This is a genomic window from Gracilibacillus salinarum, assembly GCF_022919575.1.
GTDB classification, from domain to species: Bacteria; Bacillota; Bacilli; order Bacillales; family Amphibacillaceae; genus Gracilibacillus; species Gracilibacillus salinarum.
Genome location: NZ_CP095071.1, coordinates 2,590,718 through 2,609,550, shown reverse-complemented (window position 1 = coordinate 2,609,550; position 18,833 = coordinate 2,590,718). Strand labels below are relative to the sequence as shown.

The window sequence follows — 18,833 nt, the reverse complement described above, 5'->3', positions numbered from 1 at the left end:
TAATAAAAAATAGGAGGAATGTACGATGAAGAATGCTAATTGTCTGGTATGTCAGTCTGCTATTGAGATCGAAAATGATGTGTTTGTGGGGGAAATTGTTGAATGCTCTGATTGTGGAGAAGAGCATGAAGTGATGGAAGCGAACGGATTGTTAACACTTGAGCTAGCGCCTGAAATTGAAGAATCATGGGGTGAATAATGACATGGAAATCTTAATGTGTGTGACGAGATTGAGAGAAGAAGAAAAATTAATGATCAGTGAATTAAACAGAAAAAATATAGAGGTCAAAGTAATCTTAGATTCTATGAGTCTGCCTTTGGACGATATATTCAACCAAAGGTACGATCTTGCTATTATCCGTTGTTTATCTCAAGTAGAAGCAAAGAAAAGGGCCCATATTTTAGAAAAAGCTGGATTAAAAACAATCAATACCTCTGCTTCCATCAATGTATGCACAGATAAGATTCTGCAAGCATTATTATTTCAAAAGCATGATATCCCTCAACCAAATTATAAAGTTGCCTTTCAGCCCAGAGATTTAACAGATAGTCATAATGGATTCGGTGATACTTTTTTAATTAAACCAGCAACGTCTTCTTGGGGAAGGGGTATTTGTCTGATCGAAAATCAAAGATGTTTAGATGCCTGGATAGCAGCACGAGAATCATTAGATGTCAAAAACAAAGAGTTTCCCGTGATTGTGCAAGAATTCATAAATAAAGGAAATTTTGATATAAGAGTAGTCATTATTGGATCTTTTCCTGTCGTTGCTTTTAAGAGAGTATCTAATGAATCTTGGAAAACGAATACACATTTAGGAGCATCTGTGGTACCGATAGCCATCGATAAAGAGATTTATGAAATAGTAACCAAAGTGATAAGTGCGATGGATTCAGGTGTATATGGATTAGATTTATTGTATGACTTTACGCATGAGAAATATTTAGTATGTGAAATTAATCAAAATCCGGAATTTGCTCAATCATTTAAAGAGCATAAAGTCAACATCCCGTATTTACTTGCTGGTTACGTAGAAGATGTTATTACCCAAGATCGAAAGGAGAAAGTATATGGATAAAAGCACTCGATTTCAAATCTCTTTTGTTTTATCTAGGGTCTTAAACTCTGGAATTATAATGAGTATCGAAAAGAATGAAAAGGAAATCAAAGGTCTCGAAAGCGCTATTACAAAAATCACGAAGTTGCCTTATGTATCCACCTTTAATAGTTATACAGGCGCTCTTCATGGAGCCTTGCAAGGTAACGATATTGGACATGGAGACTCTGTGACATTATCCAATACGACAGATCAGGAAGAAAAATTTATCGATTGGCTTGGTATAAGTAATCAATATGTAATAGAACAGGATAGCTTTGAACGATTTTCGGTAAATTGGCAGAATATCGGAAGCTTCGAAGAGGAACTTCAACAACCATCCACTTTAGTTTTGGATTTCACAGAATTAGGATTTGGACCGTGTGCGTTAATGGCAACGCAGGACAACAGAATTTGGGAGAAGGCGGAAAGATTAAAAATTTTCGGTGCTTTTGACCTGAGAACGATGTGGACACAAGAGGAGAGTCACCCTGATTTACAGCCTGGTATTCAGTTTAATTATCGAATTAGTCCGCTAGTAGCTGCCTGTGCTAAATTATCATTATTAAAAAGAGGTGAGATGGTTGAGAACAGATTTTTTGCAAAAACCACTTGATTTCCCGTCTGAAGAAATGGTTTTCGAGAGTCTGGCTTATTTTGGGGGTGAACCAGTATTACCGTATGATAATCGGAAGACTAACTTCCCGTACATTACGAAAGAAGATATGATGCAAATGCTAATCTCCATACAACATGATCCGAATAAAGTAATTAATGAGTTTGCAGAAAAGTATAGAAAGTACGTTGGCGCAAATTATGCCATTCCGACCGCAAGTGGAACTTCGAGCTTACACCTTGCTTTAGTTGGAGCTGGGGTGGAGCCGGGAGACGAAGTGATTATTCCTAATTTTACTTTCATCGCGACAGCGCAGGCTGTTTTAGCAGCTAAAGCTATACCAGTATTTACAGATATTGATCCGAATTCTTATTGCATGGATGTTTCTCAAGTAGAGGCACTCATAACTGATAGAACAAAGGTAATTATGCCTGTTCATGTTCACGGTCTGCCAGCTGATTTAGCTGCCTTGCAACAGATCTGTGATAAATATGAGTTGAAGCTTGTGGAAGATGCTTCTCATGCCCATTCTGCTTCGATCCACGATGAGATTTGTGGCTCCATAGGAGATGCAGCAGGACAAAGCTTAATGGCTGATAAGAATTTTCCTGTAGGAGGAGAAGGTGGTATTTCCTTCTTTAAAAAGGAAGAAGACTATCAGCGTGCTTTAGCATTTTTAGACGAATCTGGGATTGATTATAGCATGTCTTGGATTGCTGCTGCTTTTGGAATTAGTCAGTTAGAAAGATTGCCCTATTATGATGCAGTAAGAGCACGTAACGCAAAGTTTTTAAGTGACGCGTTAGCTGATACAGAATTATTCAGCCCTCCATATGTTCCGGAAGGTTGTAAACACAGCTATAATATGTATCGTATCAAGCTAAATCCTGCAATGAAAGGGTTGGATGATCTCGAAGATTATAAAGTAAAAGAAGCGATACAACAATTGATAATGGAGGAAGGTGTTTTTGCGAGAGAATGGCAAAATCGACCGATACCAGGTCATCTTCCGTTTCAAAATAAGAAAGGATTTGGAAATCAGTACCCATTCTGTCTAAATGATACAGATCGAAATTATCAGATCGAGGACTATCCGAATACGTTAGCTATGTTCAGAAACACCTTAACGATTTGTCGCGAGCTGCGATCCCCTATAGAGTATGAAAGAATTCAATCTTATGCATTAGCATTCCAAAAAATTGACAAAAATCCAGATAAGGTTAGAAAAGTTGTAGAAGAATTAGGTGCTATTCAACCTCCATATGAAAGGGATGCAAGGTTAGGATGAAAACGAAAATCAAAGTTGCTATTTTAGGTGGCAGTGGATTTGTTGGTATGGAAATCTATCGAATATTAAAAAATCAACCTGAAGTATCCATCGAATTTGTTTCTTCTGAATCTTTAGCTGGTCAATCGGTAGAGAAATATTATCGTGTTTTGAATGGTGAAAATCGACAGTTGAGATTTAAGCCTGTTCATGAACTTGAGAACGGATTTGATGTCATATTTTCGTGCCTACCAACTGGAGTATTACCTTCTTATATTGAAGACATCAAAGCCAAGGCTTTAGTCATTTTTAATGTAAGTGGAGATTTTAGACTGAAAGAGGTTCATCAACTTGAGAAGTATTATCCCCAATCACTTAAATCAGACAGTTATTTAGCATCACAATACTACATTCCTGAATTCCATAAAATAGATCGAACCGCAAAAATTATTAATTTGCCAGGCTGCATGGCCGTAGCGAGTATCTATTCTCTCTATCCTCTGGTGAAGCATCAATTAATTGAAAAGAGAGTAGTCATTGATGCGAAAACAGGATCAAGTGGAGGAGGTAAGAAATCCTCTGAAACGCATGCAGAGAGGGCACACAATATACGTCCTCATAAGGTTCATGGTCATAGGCACCAGCCTGAGATTGTTCATGCCTTTCGTGATATGTGCGGAGCAGATTTGGAACTGCAATTTTCTACATACAGCTTAGATTTACCTAGAGGAATCATGGTTACCGCATATTCACAATTAAGAGAGAATATTTCAGAATTAGATGTCAAACGGTCATTTTACCGTGATTTTAAGCAATTAACTTTTATCGATTATTTAAAAGAAAGCGGTGGACGATTTAATCCGATGATTAAGTCCACAGCCGGCACGAACAGAGTGGAAGTGGCAGCCTACGTAGATGGAAACAACTGTGTATCTATCTGTACGTTGGATAACATGATCAAAGGAGCTGCCGGACAGGCAATTCAAGCCTTCAATCAATATTTTGACTACCCAGAGTATCAATCACTTCATTTTCAGAATGAAGGGATGTGGCCATGATTAGTCCATTGTATGTCATAAAGATAGGAAGCAGTACTGTACTTTCTTCAGATCATGCAGTATACAAGGAAATCAGAAGACTATCAAAGAAAGGAAATAAGATTTTGCTTGTTGCAGGAGGAGCTAAAGGGATTGAGGAATACTATCAAACGATACAGAGAGAGGTCACTTTTTTAGATTTGAACAATGGAAGTCAAGCCAGATACTGTACCGCGGAAGAAATGGATCATATTTACAAAGCTTATCATCAAGTAATGATTCCAGCTCTAGCAAAAGGATTGCAAGAGGAAGGATTAAAAACTTTTGTACAATGTGCAGGTGAACAAGGTCTTGTCGTAGGGAAACAAGGACCTCCCCTTAAAGTGATAAAAGATGGGAAAAAAGGTATCGTGAGGGATTCCTTGTATGGCAGTTACCATTCTTGTGACGAGAAGTTGATTGAATCATTGCTAAGTCACTATGATGTCGTATGTGTAACACCGCCAATACAGAATGGAAGTCACTCTAAACAGTACCTCAATATTGATGCGGATATGCTTGCCGCTCATCTAGCTATAGAAATGAACGCCCATCATTTGCGTTTTGTTACAGGAACGAATGGATTACTTCGGGATGTAGAGGATCCTGATTCTACGGTTAAGGATATATATTTGAACGATCCTGTGGATTATGTACAAGGGAGAATGAAACAAAAAGTTAGAGCTGCTCAATCAGCTATCCATTTAGGTGTCTGTGATGTAGCGATAATGGGATCATCTATGTCACATGCTCAATCTTCATGGTTTTGGGATATGGGGGACGCCGATAATAGCTATGCTTTATTGAATAAAGTCGTTCAGATCCCTTCCGTGTCTCATAACGAAGAGGAGCTCACTAAATATTTATTGCAGCACATTCAAATTCCTGGTGTCACTAACACAGTAGATCCAGCAGGAAACATTGTCTTTGAAAAAGGGGACGGTGATCATACTCTGTTGTTATTAGGACACGTAGATACAGTTCCGCATATATGGAAGGTGAAAAGCGATGAGACAACGATCTCAGGAAGAGGGGTTGTTGACGCCAAGGGGTGTTTTGTGAATTTTGTGCACATGCTGAAGGATGTACAGGTTCCAAATAACTGCAAATTAAAAGTGATTGGCGCTGTTGAAGAAGAAGTATCCTCCTCAGCTGGTGCCTATTATGTGAGGGATCATCACGCAGCAGATGCCGTCATTATTGGTGAACCGAGCGGGCAAAATAATCTGACATTAGGCTACCATGGGTTGCTTAAGTTAGGAATCTCGATAAACAAGGGCCAAAAACATAGTGCTTCGAGAGATAATGTGAGTGTTGCAGATCAGTTTGTTCTGATTAAGAAAGAATTAGAAAGCAGGATGAAGGAAATAGATCCTGATCATGTGGCTACTACCACAAGGATTAACCAATATAAAGAAGAGGACAGGGATGTTTTAGAAGCGATTTTAAATTTCAGAATATCCCCAGGTGTACAAGAGGATTATGTCCGTCAATTGGATTTACTTGTTTCGGAAGAGGTTACGATAGATGTTCTTAGAGCAACACCAGGGTTTATGAACAAACGAAACTGCTCTTTAGTAAAAGCATTTACAAAGAGTTTTATCAGCCAAGAGGTAAGGTGTAAATATTTAAAGAAGACTGGAACCAGTGATATGAATACCCTTGCTACAACATGGACGGATGTACCGATCATAGCGTATGGACCTGGGGATTCTAATCTTGACCATACCAACCAAGAGTTTCAATCTTACAGTGAAATCGATCAATCCAGGGTTTTATTAAAAGGTGCAATAGAAAATTGGTTTACAAGCGTGATGGAGGTGGAGAAGCGTGCTCATCGACAAAGAGTTAGCCAATAATGTGTCCAAGACAGAAGAAAGGCTTGAGACTCTTTCGAAGAAGACGAGAGAAGCCATTATCGATATTGCTGCAACAGAAACGGGGTGTCATATAGGAGGAAGCTTATCAGTTACTGATCTGCTAATTGCACTATTTGAAAAGTATATAGGAGATAGTCGCAATCAAATTGTACTTAGCAAAGGGCATGCCGCTGCTGCATTGTATGCCGTTCTTTATGCACTTGGGATCATGGAAAAGAATCCGGCGGAGGGTTATGGAAGAAGTGATTCCTTATTAACAGGTCACCCTAACCATAAAATAAAGGGAATCCCTTACTCCACAGGGAGCCTCGGTCATGGTATTCCCTACGCTGCGGGGTGGGCATTGTCTCAGAAACTAAAAGGCTCTACAGGGATAGGGGTAGCTGTTTGTGGAGATGGCGAACTCCAGGAAGGTCTTTGCTGGGAAACATTCCAAGTTGTTCAAGCAAAACAGATTGATAATTTTTTATGTGTAGTTGATCGTAATGGCGGTCAAAATGATGGGTTCGTTCATCATATTTCACCGATAGATGATGTAAGAGCAAGGTTCGAATCATTTGGATTTCAAACTGTTGAAATTAATGGTCATGATTTCAAGGAGATAAGTGAGGCTTTACTTGGATTTGAGGCTTCCTCTAAGCCTTTTGCTATTATTGCCAATACGGTAAAAGGTAAAGGAGTACCGGATATTGAAGGAAATCCGAAGGCTCATTATGCCAAAATCCCAAATCGATTAAAAAATAAGTGGAAAAGGAGTATGGTATGACGTTATCAGGTCGTGATACTTACCGAGATGAATTGACCAAAATAGCAGAAGAAAATGATCGTATATTATGTTTAGAAGCAGACTTGGGAGGAAAGAACCACCAGTTTGAGTCTCAATTTCCGGATCGTTTTTTCAATATGGGGATTGCGGAAATGACTAGTATTGATATGGCTGCCGGATTGGCGGAAGCAGGGTTTATCCCTTTCTTCTCAACTTTTGCTACTTTTGCCTCTCTACGTTCAGCGGAAAGTATAAAGTTGGCAATGGGATATATGGAAAAGAACATTAAAATAATCGCTCCATACGGAGGTGTTTCCGGCGGCTGGTTTGGAACAACTCACCATTCATTAGAAGACATTGGCGTAGTAAGGACCTTTCCTAATATTAAGATTGCGTGCCCATATGGAGAAGCGGATACCAGACGGGTTATTCGGGAGGCTGTTCTTTCTCCTTCTCCTTATTATGTCCGGTTGTCACGAAATGAGTCTTTCGTAAGTTTGGATAGAGATGATGAGCAAGCTACTATGCCTCTCGTGAACCAGAAAGGAAACGGGAATCTTTGTTTACTATCTATTGGTGAACAAGGAACAGAATTATGTAAAAGCATACAGGAAGTATATCCTGAAATATCTCATGTCCATCTATGTTATATCGATCAAGAAAGTTTGAGAAATAGTATGGACCAGTTAGAAGAGCATGGAAAAACATTCTTAGTGGTGGAAGAACACCGATTGGCTGGTGGGACTGCTTCTTTACTAGCTATTCTGATGCCGAATAACCGTGTCTATTCTTTCGATTGTGGAGTAGAATGGCCGATTTATGGTGGATCGCATCAGGAAACACTAAAATATCTAGCGTTTGACTATGAAACGCTAGAGGAAAAAGTGAAAAATCTATTAAATGAAGGAGCTGAAGTGAATTGGTAGATCAAAAGGTGGTAGCTTTTGTAGAACCAAGCTTCTATGGAGTTGATTTTGTGGAGCGCACACACAGAAAAGGATGCAAAGTAATCGCAATAGGGTCATCTCTCGATAATCCTAAGAAATATAACTATGAAACTTTCTATGATGATTTTTTGATTGCGGATATTCGAGATCCGCAGTCGATTTATCAGGCTATCAAGCAATCGCCTTACTATGGGAAGCTAGATGCTTTGATTCCAGCGACTGACTATGCTTCTCACTACACAGCAGAAGTGGCGGAGTGGTTATCGTTACCAACGATTCCCTCCTTTGCTGCACACAATGCCAGAAATAAAGATTTAGCACGTAAAGCATATAGCGACAACCATGTGCCAAGCGCGCAATATGCTAAAGTAGCGAACTATGAAGAAGCGTGTCAAGCTGCTTCTCAAATTGGCTATCCTGTTGTCGTCAAGCCTACTAATTGTGCGAGTAGTCAGGGGGTCTTTTTTATTAACAAAGAAGAGGAATTCCTAACTGCTTTTCAGAAACTAAGAGCGTTCAAAAAAACGTATATGGGCTTTGATGTAAGTACGGACTATTTAGTAGAGGAATACCTAGAAGGACCTGAATTTAGTGTGGAGCTATTTCTGAAGGATAAAGAAGTGGTTTTTTCATCCGTCACAGAGAAAATTACTTCTGATTTACCTTATTTCGTGGAAATTTCCCATACCGCTCCTACTTCCAGTCAGGAGGACAAAGTAGATGAAATGATTAATGTGAGTGTTCAGGCTATGTTAGCAATCGGCATCGATAATGGCCCTAGTCATGTGGAGATAAGGTTAACTGATACAGGTCCAAAGATTATAGAGGTGAATGGCCGGCCAGGTGGTGATAATATCGCTTCTCAATTACTTTTTAACACATATGGCCTTGATATTTTTGAAGAAACGGTTAATTTTTATTTGAACTTACCAATTAAAGATGATTTCCCTGTCCAAAAGGCAACATCGATTGCATTTCTCACCTCAAGACAAAACGGACAAATCTCCTCAATAGAGGGAATCGAGATAATAAAGAATGACGACTCCGTCATTAAGTTCGACATTAGCGTAAATCCCGGGGACACAGTGAAAATTCCTGAAAGTTCAGATGATCGATTGGGTTATGTGATTACATCAGGAGAAGATGCGAAAGAGGCAAAAAGGAAGGCAATGGATTTAATTAATTCCATTCAATTAGTATATCAGTAGTGGTATCAAAACCCCAGAGAACGTGGGGTTTTTCTATTTTATGTTTCGTCCCCGATTTTCCATCGTATTTTCCGATGGTAGCGATTTGGATTTTCCGTTTTATGGAAGAGTTTGACTGTGATAGTATTTTTTATACGTTAGCAAAAGATAACGTTTCACAAACTAAATGAAGAGGTGATGAGATGTCGGTGTTATTTAGGAAAAGTTTCTTATTCTTTTTCCTGGCAGATGTTATATCTGGCTTTGGAGTAGGAATGAGTACAATCGGTGCAAATTGGTATCTCCTGGACGAAACTGGTTCTACAGGGGCTGTAGGCTTGATGTTAGCTCTTAATGTTGTTTCCGGTTTTTTAGTTTCACCACTAACAGGGATTCTGACCGACAAATTTAATAGAAAAGTGGTCATTCAATTAACATTTATTCTGAGAGCAGTGTCGATCGGATTGCTGACAGCTGTCTTTTTTGTTGATGGATTTGCGCTTGCGTATATTTATCTATTCGCGATCATTAATGGAATTGGATGGAGTATTTACATGTCAGCTTCGCGAAGTCTTATCCAAGAATTATTACCGGAAGATGAATTGTCAAAAGGGAATTCATTAATTGAAATCAGTTTACAAGTAGGGATGTTTATGGCAGGGGCAGCTTCGGGCTTCATATACAAGTTTGCTGGGTTTGAAACGATCCTGCTCATTAATTCCTCGATGTTTGTAATAAGTAGCCTATTAATGATTTTTGTGAAGTATCAATCTATCCTGTTAGAAGACAAAGGAGAAGGGTATGTTCAATCCTTTAAAAAAGGTATTCACTATTTAGCTTCTCATCGTTTAACGTTCCTCATTGGGTTAGTAGCCATTGTGCCGTTAGTAACAACCATGATTTTTAATGTCGTGCTTCCTGAATATGTAAGTGGTACATTGAAGGCAGATTCGATTGTTTTTGGATTTTCGGATATGGCTTATGGAATTGGAGGCTTAATGTCTGGATTTATAGCAGCCCCTCTTGCGAAAAAAATGACAGAAAACAAAACGATTACGCTTATTTTTGGCTTATCAGTAATCACGCTAATGGGGTTATCTATTAACGTATTTGTTATCTTTATATTTGTGGGTAGTTTCTTAATTGGTTTTTCCAATTCATCGATACGAATTATCATGAATACAATGCTTATGGAGATTGTTCCTAAGCCTTTAATGGGAAGAGCGATGTCAGTATGGATGGGGATTGCCTTATTACTACAAACTGTCTTTGCTGGAGGACTGGGCTTATTGATTGATATTTTTTCACCGAATGTAGGTTTCGTCTGTATGGGAAGTTTAATGCTTTGCGGATTAGTATTACACGTTAGTGTATCCAGAAGTAAAAAGAAAGAAAAATATAGCTATGAGGTGGTTTAAATGAAAGTTGGCGTTATCTACGGAAGTATGAGAGAGAACGGAAACACGGCACGTCTAACGGAAGAAGTCATTAAACAGGTACCAGATGTCACCACCGTTGATCTGAAAAATTATGATTTCAAAGATATTATTGATCAAAGGCATGACAAAGGCGGTTTTGACCGAGTCGATGATGACTATGATCGTATTATTGATCAAATCATTGATTGTGATGTGTTACTTTTTGCCACGCCGATTTATTGGTATGGCATGACTGCAGTGATGAAACGGTTTATTGATCGCTGGTCGCAAACGGTACGGGATGATAAGTATTCGGATTTCAAGGAGAAAATGGGGCAAAAACAGGCCTATATTATTGCGGTCGGAGGAGACAATCCCCGTGAGAAAGGTCTTCCACTCGTGCAGCAGTTTACGTATATCTGCCAATTTATCGGATTGCAGTATAAGGGATATTTGCTGGGAAAAGCTGCGAAGCCTGATGATATCCTGGAAGACGAGGAAGCGCTCGAGGATGCTCGGAAGCTGGGAGAGTTGTTGCGGAAGCGGGCTGAAGTAGGGAATTATTTATAAGATCGATGGAAAAACACAAGCGGATTAGCGTTTGTGTTTTTCTGTTAGTGCTTCGTTTTTCTCTTCTTCCTCTCCACATAAAAAACAACACCACAAACCCCAATAAAGCCAATTCCTCCCATAATGAGTGCGACGATATCCGGACTGGAAGGTTGAAAACTAAGAAGAAGGGTTATCATGTTTACCGATACGACAAATAATAAAATCCAGTGAATATTGCGAACGATGTTCAAGCGTAAGACCTCCCATACAGTATGTCATTATTTTCCTTAAAAACATGAGGATTGTCAAGGTTCTATGAACATAGTAGAATGGTAAATCTGATCAATAGAAATGACTGCCAAAATATCGTATGGTTATAATAGAGAATAAAATTGAAGCGCATCAAACTATTTAGCAGAAAGAAAGGATGAGAACAAATGATAGAAGATACACCTATTCGTAAACCAATCGAAAAAATGAGACAGCATGCTGATGAAATTCTTTCACCTTCCATGTCATTAGCAGAAATTCTGAACAAGTATCCTAAGAAGGATTTAGATAAAATAAGAAACAGCTGGAATTTGACGGGCCTCAGCCAATTGAAAAAAGGCGAATTAGTTGAGGTGTTAGCAGAAAAAATCCCGGAAATGTTCTGGCAGAAAGCTTATTCATGGGACGAGGACCTGATGAAGCGTTTGAAGAAAGTAATCACTTTTAAAGGAAAAAAAGATTTAGTGGGCATGCCATTTTTTGCAGAACGTTATCTCTGTACGCATGGGATTATTTTTCCTGAAGTAGTGAATGGGGAAGAAGTGCTTATCTTGCCGGAACAGCTGGAGCAATTCGTTGAAGCATTGCTTGTAGATCCTGAAATTCGTGAGATTCATAAGAGAAATAAAGAATGGCGACAACTCACATACGGTTTATTACATTTTTACGGTACATTAGATGCCGCGCAGCTGTATAAAATGCTGGAGAACTATACCAACACAAAGGTTGACGCTTATGAGCTGGTATCTGTTCTTCCAGAAATGAATGCCTTTCATGACGACTTCATTATGGATGAACATGGCTTGTCAGATATGCTGGTGCAGGATCCGGAGTGGGTGAAGGCAGAGCATAACAGGCGGCCAGATGTGGATTTCTATCCATTTTCCAAGGCGAAATTGATAGAGGCGAACAAACCATTCTATACGGAAACTAATCAAAGTTATCGCAAGTTTGTCAGTTTTATCACCAAACATTATGATATTGATAAATTAGATGCAGCTGAAATCGTTGATGAATGTGTCGTCCAAATCAATTATGGCAAGAGTCTCGGTGAAGTGATGGAGTTTTTATCTGAAGCTTTCGAATTTGAGGGCAGAGATTCCCTGCAATCATTCACCGCTCAAGTTGTGCAGCTGATGAACAACACGAGACAATGGATATTGAAAGGCCATACGCCGATGGAACTGCGGGGTAAAGATGACCCAACCATCATCCCTTTCTCTCAGAAAAAAGCAAAGAATAACAAAACAGTCACCAAAACGAAAGTAGGAAGAAATGACCCATGCCCATGCGGCAGTGGCAAAAAATATAAGAAGTGTTGTGGACGATAGAAATTCCGATCATCTTTTATGGGTGATCGGGATTTTTTTATAGGGGAGGAAAGCGTTTAGCGAGAAAGGAACCAAAAGTGGAGAGCGGTCATCAGGGATTTGTATCGTTTAGATTTATTCCAATAGTCATCCTAACTCGCCCCGCTTTAAAGCGCTGATTGGGATCCCGCAGACTTTTGCTATTGATTTCAGATTCCCCAATGATTTTACAGTGGAAGTGAATCTATTTTTCGATAGGAATGCGGCTTATAATTTTTTGCGCCGGTGAAGAGGTTGATTCTGATTTGGCTTGATGCATGCACCCTCTTAATGATGACACAAGCTGGTAAAAAGCTTATAATATAGTGAGATTTAGTAGTTTGGAGGCTTTCTTCTATGCATACCATTTTGAATGAGATCCAGCTTAAACATCAGACGTTGACTGAAACAGAGAAGAAGATTGCGGATTATGTGGTTCGTCACAACGAGCATTTACTCAATATACATATAAAAGAATTAGCCGGTCAAATTGATGTGTCTGTCGCAGCAATCACTCGATTTTGCAAAAAAATTGGCGTGGGTAGTTTTGTTGAATTTAAAATTCTGTTAAGGGATGCCGTCAAAGAAAAAGAGGAAGTACATGATGCGATTCATGAAGTACATCAAATATATAATTCCGTTATTAATTCCACCAATTCCTTAACGAACATTGCGGATTATCAGCTGGCTAGCGAATGGATTCTCGAAGCTAAAAGAATCCATGTTTATGGCTTGGGAAGTTCAGGTCTATCGGCGGAAGAACTGAAATTTCGCCTAAGTAGAATGGGGTTGAATATTAATACCCATCTTGATTCCCATTCGATGATCATTGCTTCTTCGATTTTGAATAAAGACGATGTGGTCATTGCCATTTCCAGTTCAGGACAGACGAAAGAAGTGGTGGATGCCATGGAATTGGCCAGCCGCAGAGAGGCAAAAATTATTTCGATTACGGATTATTCAGAATCCTCCTTAACGAAAAGCTCAGATCTGATGTTATACACGTCAAGTGTGAAATCGTATCATGCACAAGGATTTCTCAACAGCCAATTATCGATTCTGTACACGCTGGATATTCTCAGTATGCTTCTGGCGGAACATCAGCATTCTATGGAAACTTATCAGAAGACGCTGCAGGCTTTGGATGAGTATAAAAAAATATAGAACTGAAGGATTTCCTCCAGTTCTATTACTTAAAAGCGCTTGTTAATTGCATCTACAAATGTTTTGCCAATAAGCTGTGGCCGTGTGATGGCGCTGCCGACTACTGCAAAGTCTGCTCCAACTTCCAGCACTCTTGCTGCCTTTTCAGGTGTATCCACTCTTCCTTCCGCAATAACAGGAATCGAAACGGCTTCCTTGATTTTCTTCAGCACTGCAAAATCGTTATCAGCAAGGTTAGATCCTTTTGTTTCTTTTGTATAGCCAATAAGCGTGGTCGACACACAGTCAAACCCTAGTTGTTCTGCTTGGATGGCTTCTTCAATAGTGGAAACGTCAGCCATCAGAGCTATGTGCTGCTTGTTTTCTTTCACATAGTTCACAATCTCAGCCAATTTTTCATCATTTGGACGTTTACGATCTGTTCCGTCCATGGCGATGATGTTAGGTTCGATAGCCATTAAAGCTTTTACTTCTTTTATAGTAGGCGTGATAAAAACCTCACTGTCAGCGTAATCTTGCTTAATTAATCCGATAATCGGAAGATCTACTTGCTGTTTGATTTCCTTAATATCTGCCACAGAGTTTGCTCGGATGCCTGAGGCGCCTGCTTCCTGTGCGGCTATTGCCATCCTTCCCATGATAAAAGGGGAATGCAATGGTTCATGTTCTAAAGCCTGACAAGATATAACGAGTTTTTTTTCTAGTTGTTTAAATAATTCCATTTTTAATCTACTCCTAATGCCTCTTCGACTTCATTTTTTATTCCAGTTACTTCTGGTCCATAGATAACTTGCACACCATTTCCACTTGTTACAACACCATGAGCACCTGTTTTCTTCAAATCGTCTTTGTTGACAAGGTCCGCCTGATTAACGGTAACTCGTAAGCGGGTTGCGCAGTTATCTACATCTTTAATATTAGCTTCTCCACCTAAACCAGCAATGATGGCACTGGCTCTTTCTGTTTTTGTGAAGGAGTAACTTTCCATTTCTTCTTCACGTCCTGGTGTTTTAAAGTTGAATTTTCTAATTAAATATTTGAACGTAAAGTAGTATAGGAAGAACCAAGGTATACCGATGATGGGTACCCAAATCCAGTTTGTTTTTTCCACCCCTTGAAGCACACCGAATAAAACGAAATCAATAAAGCCACCTGAGAAGGTTTGGCCAATGGTAATTTCAAAGATATGAGCGAACATAAAAGCAAGTCCGTCAAAAAAGGAGTGAATGACATATAGTATCGGTGCGACGAATAAGAACGAAAATTCCAGCGGCTCGGTTATACCAGTTAAGAATGAGGTAAGACCTGCAGAAAGCATCAAACCAAGCACTTTCTTTTTATGTTGCGGTTTAGCAGTATGATAGATTGCCAAGGCTGCACCAAGTAAACCAAACATCATCGTAATATGACGACCAGACATAAACCGTGCTGTTCCAATAAAGAATTGATTAACAGGTTCAGAGCTTCCTAGTTGAGCGAAGAATATTCGTTGTGTCCCCTCTACCAAAGAGCCGTCTACGATCATTGATCCACCAAGGCTTGTTGTCCAAAATGGCAGATAAAAAATGTGATGAAGTCCGAATGGTCCTAATAAGCGCAGGACAAAGCCATAAATTAAGGTGCCAATATATCCCGTTGCTTCGACTAAACCACCTAATGAGAAAATGCCTGATTGTACAATTGGCCACGCATAAAATAAAAGGATGCCTAAAAAGATGGAAGCAAAGGATGTCACAATCGGAATGAATCGTGATCCGCCAAAGAAACCTAAGAATCTAGGTAACTCGATTTTGTTATAACGGTTATGAAGATAATAGGCTAGCAAACCTAATACAACTCCACCGAACACACCAGTTTCTAAGGATTGAATCCCTAACACCATTCCCTGACCAACTTCAGCGATATTCTCGTTGGCCAATTTTCCTGTAATCACAAGCATCGCGTTAATGGTCGCATGCATCACCAGGAAACCTAACATGGCAGCGAGTCCTGCTGTTCCTTTATCCGATCGTGCAAGGCCGATAGCGATACCAACTGCGAAAATAACAGGTAAATTGGCAAAGATAATATTACCAGCAGTACTCATGATCGTAAATATTGCCTGCAAAAATGCTACATCTAAAAATGGATAAGCTTCAATCGTTGCCGCATTACTGAAAGCCCCACCAATTCCGAGAAGCAAACCTGCTGCAGGAAGAACTGCAATCGGTAACATAAAAGATTTACCAAAACGCTGGGCTTTCTCAAAAAACACATTGTTTTTCTTTTTACTCATAATAGCACCTCTTTCTTTAACGTGATAACTGTTTACAGTTTTATTATATTATCGTAAACTATTTTCATCAAGTCTTTTTTGAAATTGTCTTAAATCAGGAGTGATCATATGTTGAAAAAATTATTCGGTAAGAGAGAGGAAAAACAATGGAGTGTTTCGGTCTATGCACCAGTCAATGGAAAAGTAGTCCCGTTGGAGGACGTGCCTGACCCTGTATTCGCTGAAAAAATGATGGGGGAGGGGGTTGCAATTTGGCCGGATCATGATCTGGTTGTAGCGCCGGTCAATGGTACAATAATTCAGCTTTTTCCCACTAAACACGCCATCGGTATCCAAGCTGAAAATGGCGCGGAAATTCTCATCCATATTGGCTTGGAAACAGTAGGTTTGAAAGGAGAAGGATTCACTTCTTACGTTCAGGAGGGCGACAAAGTAAAAGTAGGTGAAAAACTGATCGGATTTGATCAATCTATTATTCGGGAGCAAGCTGCAAGCCCCATCATACCGATGATTATTACCAATTCAGCTGAAATGCGTGACATTAAAATGAAAGATGGCATTAATCAAGTGACAGCAGGTGTAGAGGAAATTATCCATATAAACAAATAGTATGCAGAAAAAGAGGATTTCTTTTAGGAGAAATCTTCTTTTTTTAAGGACGTAATTATCGGAGAATAATGATAAAATGTATATATATGTAAGCTGTCTACATATCTGATCCTACCGAGGAGCTGCTGAACGTGGGAAAATCATTCTTGCTAATAATGATACTGGTGTGTGTACTGGCGGGGTGCGGTCAAACATCAAGCACAGCCATTGATGATTACCTCCAGACAGGAACCCAATTGGGTGAAGACGTGAAAGACATCATGCCAGTGCTTGATGATTTGCCTGATTATGAGGATGTTGAATATGTCTATACGCACAAAAGAATGCTGTTGTTTCAGGCTCACTCTGCTGCATTGATTGTTCACTATGATCAGGAGACATACGAGAGTGAAAAAGAAAAATTAGCAGATCACTACACCTTTTTAAACCATGAAATTTCGTCTGATCATTCTGAAGGTATGATTATTCCTGATTTTGAATTTGCAATAAATAGTTATACCTTTAAGGTAGTGAAAGGAAACGAGGAAAGTCATACAGATTATCCAAAGTCCTTTGGGATGATCGCAAATTCTGATGAGAAACAGCGCGTTGCCTATTTATATTTCTATGATTTTGACCTGGATTTGATTGGAGATAAAGGGGATAGGAATGCGATGGTGGACTTTGTTAAGGATTATTTTGATTATGATTTTTAGGATTGATTCTTATGGACACTTTAATAGAGTTCGTTGAATTTTTGTCCATAAGAATTGATCTTATGACCATTTTAAAAGGGAAATCGGAAATCTTGTCCATAAGAATCAATCTCGCGACCATTTGAAAAGAGAAACAAAAAATTCTGTCCATAAGATTAACCAACAGAACTAACTAATGCAAACAGAGGGCGCCTCCTCTTATCACTAAAAGGAGTTTGTGGAAATTCTATTCAGAATTTGCTAGAATCGAAACAAACAAACTAGATTACAGGGGGCCATGTAAATGGCTAAAAAGAAAAATGCAGAGAAATGGAAAGAAGCGAAGAAAAAGTGTCGGCTAAATCAGGCGGATATTCAGATGGCGAAGGAATTGGGGTTGAATCCGAAGAGTCTTATCCGAAATATTCCCGGACCTAAAGAATTGTGGAAAGCGCCTGTGAAAGATTGGATTAGTGAATTATATGGGAAAAAGTTTGGAAAGGTGCTGACTGTAAAGCCTCAGCACAATAAAGGATCGAACAAAAAACAAGATAAGGTAAAAGAACCTTTTTACACAGAGGATTGGGAGGACTTGCCGTTTTGAAAGATACTAACAGAAATAACCCATCAGTCGAAGAAATCAAGGTGATATTGCGAGCAGCTGACGAGTTGATTGGACAAGGAGGGAAAACACTCCTTGCTAAGATTTTAAAAGGCTCACGTGAGAAAAGAGTATTAGAATTAGACCTGGACGAGTGCCCGGTTTACGGCTATTTCAAATCTGAAAAAATCGATGTAGTGAAGGAAAAGATCGATTGGATGATCGATCATAAATTCCTTGAGATCCAATATAGTGGCAAGCTCCCTATGATTATTTACACGGAACGGGGCTGGATCATTGAGCGTGATCAAAGGGTAGATGAATTCCTGGATGAGTGGCAGGAATGGATCAAGCAGGGCATGCAAGATGTGGACATGACCTATTTAAAAGGTCGAAACAGGGAAATGCTTTTTTTGTTGTTGGAAAAAGTGTATGAATCCGGCAATCAAGCGTACATCCCCTACTTGAAATTATGGAAGCAGGTTGATTACAAAAAGGTAAAAGCCGCGATCCAGGAAACGATCGAAGCATTGGAAAATCAGGCTCCGATTGATGAGGAAGCGATTCAGGAAAGAAATAATGAGATCAATAAGCTGTTAAAAGGTTACACCCCGCGAGATGAAACGTTAAAATGCTGGGAATGTGGAGAACGGTTTGTTTTTACGGTTGGCGAACAGCAATTTTTTAAGCAAAAAGGTTTTCATTGGCCAAAAAGGTGTGAATCGTGCCGCTTTGACAGGAAAATGCAACTTTTATAGAAACGTAACCACGCAGGACGCTTGTGTATTCAGGCGTTCTGTTTTTGTTGTTAGTCAAGCTTTTCTATACTTTTTATATAAAAATCATCCGGGTCCCAAACGTCTTCAGATGTTGTGTCAATGAATGTAACTTTTACTTTTTGACCAACGTGAAGGTGCGCAGTTTTTCCAACGTTAAATGGTTCTTCGTCTACATAAACCAATTTTTCGTCGATCTTGGTAATTTCACCAGTCTTCGTCAGTTCTTCCGAATAGCTGGAACACCCGACTAATAAAATCATGATAAGGAAAAAGACGGACTGAAGATTCATCATTGTTTTCCCCCTC

General features: G+C 39.3%; 21 protein-coding genes. 17 read left to right on the top strand and 4 right to left on the bottom strand.

Going from position 1 to position 18,833, the window contains the following annotated elements; all coding sequences use genetic code 11:
- Positions 1-25 precede the first annotated feature (25 nt).
- The 11 genes from MUN87_RS12005 to MUN87_RS11955 all read left to right on the top strand — a co-directional run bounded on the left by MUN87_RS12005 (position 26) and on the right by MUN87_RS11955 (position 10,824).
- Positions 26-199 carry a lysine biosynthesis protein LysW gene (locus MUN87_RS12005; protein ID WP_244740415.1) on the top strand — a complete coding sequence of 58 codons (174 nt, stop codon included), beginning with the start codon at positions 26-28 and terminating at the stop codon, positions 197-199.
- 4 nt (positions 200-203) lie between these two features.
- On the top strand, positions 204-1,079 hold the full coding sequence (locus tag MUN87_RS12000) for a RimK family alpha-L-glutamate ligase (protein WP_244740413.1): 876 nt from the start codon (positions 204-206) through the stop codon (positions 1,077-1,079).
- The gene (locus MUN87_RS11995) at positions 1,072-1,713 is read left to right on the top strand and encodes a degT/DnrJ/EryC1/StrS aminotransferase (RefSeq protein WP_244740411.1); all 642 of its coding nucleotides are present in this window, start codon (positions 1,072-1,074) and stop codon (positions 1,711-1,713) included. The genes MUN87_RS12000 and MUN87_RS11995 overlap by 8 nt, the downstream gene beginning before the upstream one ends.
- Positions 1,682-3,001 carry a DegT/DnrJ/EryC1/StrS aminotransferase family protein gene (locus tag MUN87_RS11990; protein ID WP_244740410.1) on the top strand — a complete coding sequence of 440 codons (1,320 nt, stop codon included), beginning with the start codon at positions 1,682-1,684 and terminating at the stop codon, positions 2,999-3,001. The genes MUN87_RS11995 and MUN87_RS11990 overlap by 32 nt, the downstream gene beginning before the upstream one ends.
- Complete coding sequence (argC, locus tag MUN87_RS11985; protein ID WP_244740408.1) at positions 2,998-4,038, top strand: N-acetyl-gamma-glutamyl-phosphate reductase; 1,041 nt, start codon at positions 2,998-3,000, stop codon at positions 4,036-4,038. Before MUN87_RS11990 ends, argC begins: the two co-directional genes overlap by 4 nt.
- On the top strand, positions 4,035-5,915 hold the full coding sequence (locus tag MUN87_RS11980; RefSeq protein ID WP_244740406.1) for a M20/M25/M40 family metallo-hydrolase: 1,881 nt from the start codon (positions 4,035-4,037) through the stop codon (positions 5,913-5,915). Before argC ends, MUN87_RS11980 begins: the two co-directional genes overlap by 4 nt.
- On the top strand, positions 5,887-6,702 hold the full coding sequence (locus MUN87_RS11975; protein ID WP_244740404.1) for a thiamine pyrophosphate-binding protein: 816 nt from the start codon (positions 5,887-5,889) through the stop codon (positions 6,700-6,702). Before MUN87_RS11980 ends, MUN87_RS11975 begins: the two co-directional genes overlap by 29 nt.
- Positions 6,699-7,628 (top strand): transketolase family protein, encoded by a 930-nt coding sequence (locus tag MUN87_RS11970; protein WP_244740403.1) that lies wholly within the window; start codon positions 6,699-6,701, stop codon positions 7,626-7,628. Before MUN87_RS11975 ends, MUN87_RS11970 begins: the two co-directional genes overlap by 4 nt.
- On the top strand, positions 7,622-8,857 hold the full coding sequence (locus tag MUN87_RS11965) for an ATP-grasp domain-containing protein (protein WP_244740401.1): 1,236 nt from the start codon (positions 7,622-7,624) through the stop codon (positions 8,855-8,857). The genes MUN87_RS11970 and MUN87_RS11965 overlap by 7 nt, the downstream gene beginning before the upstream one ends.
- Before the next feature lie 182 nt (positions 8,858-9,039).
- Positions 9,040-10,254, top strand: a complete 1,215-nt coding sequence (locus tag MUN87_RS11960) for an MFS transporter (RefSeq protein WP_244740400.1) — start codon at positions 9,040-9,042, stop codon at positions 10,252-10,254.
- Positions 10,255-10,824 (top strand): flavodoxin family protein, encoded by a 570-nt coding sequence (locus MUN87_RS11955; protein WP_244740398.1) that lies wholly within the window; start codon positions 10,255-10,257, stop codon positions 10,822-10,824.
- 44 nt (positions 10,825-10,868) lie between these two features.
- Here MUN87_RS11955 and MUN87_RS11950 read toward each other — a convergent pair whose 3' ends face one another.
- Positions 10,869-11,057 (bottom strand): hypothetical protein, encoded by a 189-nt coding sequence (locus MUN87_RS11950; protein ID WP_244740396.1) that lies wholly within the window; start codon positions 11,055-11,057, stop codon positions 10,869-10,871.
- Between the two features lie 186 nt (positions 11,058-11,243).
- Here MUN87_RS11950 and MUN87_RS11945 point away from each other — a divergent pair, with 186 nt between their 5' ends.
- Complete coding sequence (locus MUN87_RS11945) at positions 11,244-12,407, top strand: SEC-C metal-binding domain-containing protein (protein WP_244740394.1); 1,164 nt, start codon at positions 11,244-11,246, stop codon at positions 12,405-12,407.
- A gap of 375 nt (positions 12,408-12,782) precedes the next feature.
- On the top strand, positions 12,783-13,589 hold the full coding sequence (locus tag MUN87_RS11940) for a MurR/RpiR family transcriptional regulator (RefSeq protein WP_244740393.1): 807 nt from the start codon (positions 12,783-12,785) through the stop codon (positions 13,587-13,589).
- A gap of 29 nt (positions 13,590-13,618) precedes the next feature.
- Here MUN87_RS11940 and MUN87_RS11935 read toward each other — a convergent pair whose 3' ends face one another.
- Entirely contained in the window at positions 13,619-14,311 is a 693-nt protein-coding gene (locus MUN87_RS11935; RefSeq protein WP_244740391.1) for an N-acetylmannosamine-6-phosphate 2-epimerase, read from the bottom strand.
- Between the two features lie 2 nt (positions 14,312-14,313).
- A complete protein-coding gene (locus MUN87_RS11930) occupies positions 14,314-15,864 on the bottom strand; it encodes a PTS transporter subunit EIIC (RefSeq protein ID WP_244740389.1) in 1,551 nt (516 codons plus the stop codon).
- Positions 15,865-15,972: 108 nt separating this feature from the next.
- Between MUN87_RS11930 and MUN87_RS11925 the strand changes: the two genes are divergently transcribed.
- The 4 genes from MUN87_RS11925 (at position 15,973) to MUN87_RS11910 (ending at position 18,506) form a co-directional block, all read left to right on the top strand.
- Positions 15,973-16,473 (top strand): PTS sugar transporter subunit IIA, encoded by a 501-nt coding sequence (locus tag MUN87_RS11925; RefSeq protein ID WP_244740387.1) that lies wholly within the window; start codon positions 15,973-15,975, stop codon positions 16,471-16,473.
- 131 nt (positions 16,474-16,604) lie between these two features.
- The gene (locus tag MUN87_RS11920) at positions 16,605-17,168 is read left to right on the top strand and encodes a hypothetical protein (RefSeq protein ID WP_244740386.1); all 564 of its coding nucleotides are present in this window, start codon (positions 16,605-16,607) and stop codon (positions 17,166-17,168) included.
- A 283-nt stretch (positions 17,169-17,451) separates the two neighbouring features.
- The gene (locus tag MUN87_RS11915) at positions 17,452-17,751 is read left to right on the top strand and encodes a hypothetical protein (RefSeq protein ID WP_244740384.1); all 300 of its coding nucleotides are present in this window, start codon (positions 17,452-17,454) and stop codon (positions 17,749-17,751) included.
- Positions 17,748-18,506: an RQC-minor-1 family DNA-binding protein gene (locus tag MUN87_RS11910; RefSeq protein ID WP_244740382.1), complete on the top strand. Its 759-nt coding sequence runs from the start codon at positions 17,748-17,750 to the stop codon at positions 18,504-18,506. Before MUN87_RS11915 ends, MUN87_RS11910 begins: the two co-directional genes overlap by 4 nt.
- Before the next feature lie 50 nt (positions 18,507-18,556).
- On the opposite strand, the gene MUN87_RS11905 is transcribed toward MUN87_RS11910, so the two are convergent.
- A complete protein-coding gene (locus MUN87_RS11905; protein WP_244740381.1) occupies positions 18,557-18,820 on the bottom strand; it encodes a hypothetical protein in 264 nt (87 codons plus the stop codon).
- Positions 18,821-18,833: the final 13 nt, after the last annotated feature.

What these genes read in the sequence shown, in the direction of transcription:
- MUN87_RS12005 (WP_244740415.1), top strand. Translation starts at nt 26, where the DNA reads ATGAAGAATGCTAATTGTCTGGTATGTCAGTCTGCTATTGAGATCGAA.
- MUN87_RS12000 (WP_244740413.1), top strand. Translation starts at nt 204, where the DNA reads ATGGAAATCTTAATGTGTGTGACGAGATTGAGAGAAGAAGAAAAATTA.
- MUN87_RS11995 (WP_244740411.1), top strand. Translation starts at nt 1,072, where the DNA reads ATGGATAAAAGCACTCGATTTCAAATCTCTTTTGTTTTATCTAGGGTC.
- argC (WP_244740408.1), top strand. Translation starts at nt 2,998, where the DNA reads ATGAAAACGAAAATCAAAGTTGCTATTTTAGGTGGCAGTGGATTTGTT.
- MUN87_RS11980 (WP_244740406.1), top strand. Translation starts at nt 4,035, where the DNA reads ATGATTAGTCCATTGTATGTCATAAAGATAGGAAGCAGTACTGTACTT.
- MUN87_RS11970 (WP_244740403.1), top strand. Translation starts at nt 6,699, where the DNA reads ATGACGTTATCAGGTCGTGATACTTACCGAGATGAATTGACCAAAATA.
- MUN87_RS11960 (WP_244740400.1), top strand. Translation starts at nt 9,040, where the DNA reads ATGTCGGTGTTATTTAGGAAAAGTTTCTTATTCTTTTTCCTGGCAGAT.
- MUN87_RS11955 (WP_244740398.1), top strand. Translation starts at nt 10,255, where the DNA reads ATGAAAGTTGGCGTTATCTACGGAAGTATGAGAGAGAACGGAAACACG.
- MUN87_RS11945 (WP_244740394.1), top strand. Translation starts at nt 11,244, where the DNA reads ATGATAGAAGATACACCTATTCGTAAACCAATCGAAAAAATGAGACAG.
- MUN87_RS11940 (WP_244740393.1), top strand. Translation starts at nt 12,783, where the DNA reads ATGCATACCATTTTGAATGAGATCCAGCTTAAACATCAGACGTTGACT.
- MUN87_RS11935 (WP_244740391.1), bottom strand. Translation starts at nt 14,311, where the DNA reads ATGGAATTATTTAAACAACTAGAAAAAAAACTCGTTATATCTTGTCAG.
- MUN87_RS11930 (WP_244740389.1), bottom strand. Translation starts at nt 15,864, where the DNA reads ATGAGTAAAAAGAAAAACAATGTGTTTTTTGAGAAAGCCCAGCGTTTT.
- MUN87_RS11925 (WP_244740387.1), top strand. Translation starts at nt 15,973, where the DNA reads ATGTTGAAAAAATTATTCGGTAAGAGAGAGGAAAAACAATGGAGTGTT.
- MUN87_RS11915 (WP_244740384.1), top strand. Translation starts at nt 17,452, where the DNA reads ATGGCTAAAAAGAAAAATGCAGAGAAATGGAAAGAAGCGAAGAAAAAG.
- MUN87_RS11905 (WP_244740381.1), bottom strand. Translation starts at nt 18,820, where the DNA reads ATGATGAATCTTCAGTCCGTCTTTTTCCTTATCATGATTTTATTAGTC.